The following is an 837-nucleotide window of genomic DNA, read 5'->3' as shown; positions in this document are numbered from 1 at the left end:
ACTCTGGGGCCAGGGCGACAAAGCATCCTCTGATTCGATGACGCTCGATACGTCACGGTACCTGCACTCGGCGCGTATGGAATACCGCCGCAAGCAGCATGGTGTTGGCATCTATGTGCACATGCTTGATACCTGGGCACTGTTTCATGACCAGCCTATCGTGATCAATGACCGGCAGGCAGCACCAGCGGTGGATGGTGTCGAAGCGCACAACTGTTCCCGCCGCGAGGACCAGATCCGACTATCCCTGCTTGCTGTGGACACCCATGGCTACACCAACGCAGCGATGGCCATCGCCAAGTTGCTGGGCTTCGATCTGTGCGTCCGTTTGCGCCAATTGTCGGAACGTAAGATGTTCTTGGCCAGGGGGGATACTGTGCCAGAAGCTTTGGAGCGCCTAACCGTTGGGAAAGTCTCGCTTGGGAAGATTCGAGCCGGATGGATGGACCTACTGCACCTGGTTGCCTCTATCCGACAAGGACGCTTGACAGCTGGAGAAGCCATCGCCCGCCTTGGCAGCGCGGCGCGGGGCGATCCCGTGCACGGTGCCGCAGACGAGTTGGGCAAGTTGCTTCGTACGATCTTTTTGTGCGACTACTTCACCATTCCCGAGTTTCGCCGCGAGATGCATGCGTTGCTGAACCGGGGCGAATCCATACATGGGGTCTCCTCGTTTTCAGTGCAATAAGTGACGGTACGAAAAGCTAGCACTGGCGCGGAGGTGGTGTTGGTAGATCGTTGATTTCATTGACTTTCCTGTTCACTTTCAAATCTGCGATTCGTGGCGTCAAACCGTGGTCGGTTTCATCCATTGGTGCCAGTTATCGATGCATTTGG

At 56.4% G+C, this 837-nt stretch carries 1 pseudogene; it reads left to right on the top strand.

What is annotated here, in order from left to right:
* Positions 1-661 (top strand): annotated as a pseudogene (locus tag AvAM_RS14410) (Tn3 family transposase); the annotation flags it as partial.
* Positions 662-837 lie beyond the last annotated feature (176 nt).

It is taken from the genome of Acidovorax sp. NB1 (assembly GCF_005405905.1).
Taxonomy (GTDB): domain Bacteria; phylum Pseudomonadota; class Gammaproteobacteria; order Burkholderiales; family Burkholderiaceae_C; genus Acidovorax.
This window is presented reverse-complemented; position numbering and strand designations above follow the sequence as displayed.